Below are 4,095 nucleotides of genomic sequence, written 5' to 3'. Positions count from 1 at the left end.
CGGCGAGGGGGAGCGGCCGGACTTCACCGGGATGAACGGGGTGGGCATCGGCGGCGGCAACGGGGCGAGGGACGTCACCCGCTCCGCCCTGCGTCTGGGGGCGGCAAAGGGTTCCTGCGTATACCGCCGCCGTCAGGCGGACATGACCGCCCAGCAGGAGGAAATAGAGGGCGCTATCGCCGAGGGCGCGGAGGTCTTGACGCTGGAAGCCCCTTTGCGGATCGAAGCCAACGAGTCGGGCCGCGCGGTGGCCCTGTGGGTCAGGCCCCAGATCATTGGCGAGATGGACAGCCTGGGCCGTCCCCGTCCCAATGACGCGGACGTGGAGACCCGGCGCATTCCCGCCGACGTGGTGATTGTGGCCATCGGTCAGGGCATTGAAACCCACGGCTTTGAGCAAAGCGGCGTGAAAATCCAGCGTGGCGGCACAGTGCTGGCGGCTTCCAGCACCCAGCTTCCCGACGTGGAAGGCGTGTTTGCCGGGGGCGACTGCGTCACCGGCCCCGCCACCGTCATCCGCGCCATCGCGGCGGGGAAGGTTGCCGCCGCCAACATCGACGAGTACTTAGGGTTCAACCACGAGATTGTGACGGATGTGCAGATTCCCACCCCCGACCTCTCCGACCTGCGTCCCCGGGGCCGTATCAACACCAACGAGCGGGACGCGGGCGAGCGCGTGCACGATTTCCAGTGCATTGAGTGTGGCTTTACCGATCAGGAGGCCCGGGAGGAATCCTCCCGCTGCCTGCGCTGCGACCACTTTGGCTACGGGATTTTCAAGGGAGGACGTGTGGAAAAATGGTAAATATCGAAATTAACGGACGTTTTCTTTCCGTCCCCGAGGGGTCCACGATTTTAAGCGCCGCTCAGGAGGCAGGCATCCCCATTCCCCACCTGTGCTATCTGAAGGAAATCAACGAAATTGCGGCCTGCCGCATCTGCGTGGTGGAGCTGGAGGGGACCCAGCGGCTTATCCCCGCCTGCAACACGCAGGTGGAGGAGGGCATGGTCATCCGCACCAACAGCCCCCGGGTCCGCTCCGCCCGGAGAACCAACCTGCGCCTGATTCTCTCGGAGCACAACTCCACCTGCACCACCTGCATCCGCAGCGGAAACTGCGCCCTGCAAACCCTGTCCCACGATTTAAACATCCATTATCAGCCCTACCAGCTCCAACCGGAAAAATCCCGGGTTGATCTGGACGCCCCGGTGGTGCGGGAGGCCAGCAAGTGCATCAAATGCATGCGCTGCGTGCAGGTGTGCGACAAGGTGCAGGGAATGCACATCTGGGACGTGGCTGGCACCGGTTCCCGTACCACGGTGGACGTGAGCTTTAACCGGCTTCTCAAAAACACGGACTGTACCTTCTGCGGCCAGTGCGTCACCCACTGCCCCACTGCCGCTCTCACTGTCCGGGACGACAGCAATAAGGTCCTGCGGGCTTTGGCGGACCCGGAGATCACCACAGTGATTCAGGTGGCGCCCGCCGTGCGGGTGGCATGGGCGGAGGCGTTTAATCTCTCCCCCAAATTTGCCACCGCAGGGCGAATGGTGGCGGCTTTGCGCCGGATGGGTTTTGACTACATTTTTGACACCAATTTTGCCGCCGACCTCACCATTATGGAGGAGGGCAGTGAGTTTTTGGAGCGGTTTACCCACCGTGGGAAATACCGCTGGCCCATGTTCACCTCCTGCTGTCCCGGCTGGGTGCGGTTTGTCAAGTCCCAATACCCGGCTTATACGGAGTGCCTGTCCACCGCAAAGTCTCCCCAGCAGATGTTCGGCGCCATCGCCAAAAGCTATTTTGCGGAGAAGAAGAGCATTGACCCCCACAAGCTCTTTGTGGTGTCCATCATGCCCTGCTCCGCCAAAAAGGCGGAGTGCGAGCTTCCCAACATGAACGACGCCTGCGGCGATCCCGACGTGGACGCGGTGCTCACCACCCGTGAGATGGTCCGCCTGCTGCGCAGCGACTGCATTGTTCCCACGGACCTTCCGGAGGAACCCTTTGACAGTCCTCTCGGCTCCGGCACCGGCGCGGCGGTGATTTTCGGGGCCTCCGGTGGTGTGATGGACGCGGCGCTCCGCTCCGCCTATTACCTTGCCACCAGTAAAAATCCCAAGCCGGACGCATTTTCCAACCTCCGCAGCGGCACTCCCTGGCGGGAAGCCAGCTTTGCCATCCCCGGCGCGGGGACCGTGCGGGTGGCGGTGGTCAGCAGCCTTTCCGGCGCGCGGGAGCTGATGGAAGCGGTGGAGAGCGGGTCATCGGAATACGACTTCGTGGAGGTGATGGCCTGTCCCGGCGGCTGCGCCGGCGGCGGCGGACAGCCCATTCACGAGGGCACGGAAATGGCCGCTTCCCGGGGCGATCTGCTCTGGGAGCTGGACGCGGGGAGCAAGCTCCGCTTCTCCCACGAAAATCCCGACGTGAAAAGCTTGTACAGCGAATATCTCCGGGAACCGCTAGGAAAGCGGTCCCACCATCTGCTCCACACGGACCATTCCGCCCGGTCGGCCCCCACGGGGAAAGATTCCCTGTAAAGGGTTGAAATTCCCCGGCGCATGAAGTACCATGGAAGAAACTGAATGATGGAAAGGAGTTTCTTATGAAACTGATTCACACCGAATACGCCCCCGCTGCCATCGGCCCCTATTCTCAGGGCTATGTTGTAAACGGCCTGCTGTTCACCTCTGGCCAGTTGGGGCTGGACCCCGCCACCGGCGCGATGGCGGGCGAGGACATTGTCTCTCAGTCCGAGCAGGTGATGAAAAACCTGTGCGCTCTGCTGGCCGCTGCCGGGAGCGACCCCTCACGCGTGGTGAAGGCCACCTGCTTTCTCTCCGACATGGGGAACTTTGCCGCCTTTAACGAGGTCTACGGCAAATACTTTACCGAAAAGCCCGCCCGCTCCTGCGTGGCCGTGAAGACACTGCCCAAGGACGGACTGGTGGAAGTGGAGATCATCGCGGAAACCTGACGCTCACGCTTTGCCGAATGAATTTATGAAGACTGTCTTCCCCGCTTACAGGGAAGACAGTCTTCATAAAAAACGTATGGCTCGCCACTCGTCGGCACAAAAGCAAAATTCAATCAATCCTATCAAAACGGAGGATGCACCTATGCCTTATATTGGGATCAACACCTCAAAGCGGCTGTCTGACACCCAGAAGGACACGCTCAAGACCGCGCTGGGCGAGAAAATCTCCCTTATCCCCGGAAAGACCGAACGCATGCTGATGGTGGACATTTCCGACGGGCGCACCATGTATCTGGCCGGCGAACAGCGGGACCTTGCCTATGTGGATGTGAAGTGCTTCGGTTCCGCCGAATTTGCGCACAGAAAAGCGTTTACCGAGGCCGCGTTTGAAGTCGTCCAGCAGACCACCCGCCTGCCTCAGGACGGAATTTATCTTACATACAGCGAGTTTGAAAACTGGGGTATGCAGGGCACGATGAAATAAGAGTCGGATGAAGTGGTGCGGATTTCCCGGAAAAATCTTGCCCGGGTCTGCGCTTTCCTAAGAATTTCTGCTTTTCCAAATTTTTGCCCGCCGCTGATTCTCTGGCCTTCTGAAAATTTTATGAGGCCCTTGGATTTCCCCGCTTCGCCCCGCTCTTTCCTTTTGGCTGCTTATTTCTCTAATTTCTGCTTTCCCGACAGAAAACCGCCCGGACGCGACTGCGTCCGGGCGGTTTTTGTAAGCTCAATGCGAGTTTCAGTCCTCATACGCGGGGAGTTCGTCTCCCGCGCCGACCATGGCCGGAGCAGGCACAAGCTCTTCCGCAAATTCCTTATAGGCCGCAAGACCGGTACCGGCGGGAATCAGCTTTCCGATAATCACGTTCTCTTTCAGGCCCAGCAAATGGTCCACCTTGCCCTTGATGGCGGCCTCGGTCAAAACCTTGGTCGTCTCCTGGAAGGAAGCGGCGGACAGGAAGGATTCTGTGGCCAGCGATGCCTTGGTAATACCCATAAGAAGCTGTGACCCCTCTGCGTGACGCAGAAGCTCGCCGTCTTCCCGGCGCTCGCCCACCGCGTTACGGCGGTCAACCTCCCCGTTGGCGTCCTCCAAATCCAGAAGGTCCACCAT

General features: G+C 60.3%; 4 protein-coding genes and 1 pseudogene. 4 read left to right on the top strand and 1 reads right to left on the bottom strand.

The window, feature by feature from the left end; genetic code table 11:
• The 4 genes from RTK01_RS16055 to RTK01_RS16040 all read left to right on the top strand — a co-directional run.
• Positions 1-805 (top strand): FAD-dependent oxidoreductase (locus RTK01_RS16055; protein ID WP_312281938.1); only part of this gene is annotated, 805 nt, incomplete at its 5' end.
• Entirely contained in the window at positions 799-2,544 is a 1,746-nt protein-coding gene (locus RTK01_RS16050) for a [FeFe] hydrogenase, group A (protein WP_312281937.1), read from the top strand. The genes RTK01_RS16055 and RTK01_RS16050, both read left to right, overlap by 7 nt.
• Before the next feature lie 65 nt (positions 2,545-2,609).
• On the top strand, positions 2,610-2,981 hold the full coding sequence (locus tag RTK01_RS16045) for a RidA family protein (protein WP_312281936.1): 372 nt from the start codon (positions 2,610-2,612) through the stop codon (positions 2,979-2,981).
• Positions 2,982-3,123: 142 nt separating this feature from the next.
• The gene (locus RTK01_RS16040; RefSeq protein WP_312281935.1) at positions 3,124-3,465 is read left to right on the top strand and encodes a phenylpyruvate tautomerase MIF-related protein; all 342 of its coding nucleotides are present in this window, start codon (positions 3,124-3,126) and stop codon (positions 3,463-3,465) included.
• A gap of 345 nt (positions 3,466-3,810) precedes the next feature.
• Here the strand turns inward: RTK01_RS16040 and RTK01_RS16035 are convergent.
• Positions 3,811-4,095: pseudogene (locus tag RTK01_RS16035) on the bottom strand (hypothetical protein); the annotation flags it as partial.

Origin of the sequence: Oscillibacter sp., from assembly GCF_031978065.1 — a bacterium.
Taxonomy (GTDB): Bacteria; Bacillota; Clostridia; order Oscillospirales; family Oscillospiraceae; genus Oscillibacter.
This window is presented reverse-complemented; position numbering and strand designations above follow the sequence as displayed.

Coding starts and splice junctions, on each gene's coding strand:
- RTK01_RS16040 (WP_312281935.1), top strand. CDS start 3,124: ATGCCTTATATTGGGATCAACACCTCAAAGCGGCTGTCTGACACCCAG.
- RTK01_RS16045 (WP_312281936.1), top strand. CDS start 2,610: ATGAAACTGATTCACACCGAATACGCCCCCGCTGCCATCGGCCCCTAT.
- RTK01_RS16050 (WP_312281937.1), top strand. CDS start 799: ATGGTAAATATCGAAATTAACGGACGTTTTCTTTCCGTCCCCGAGGGG.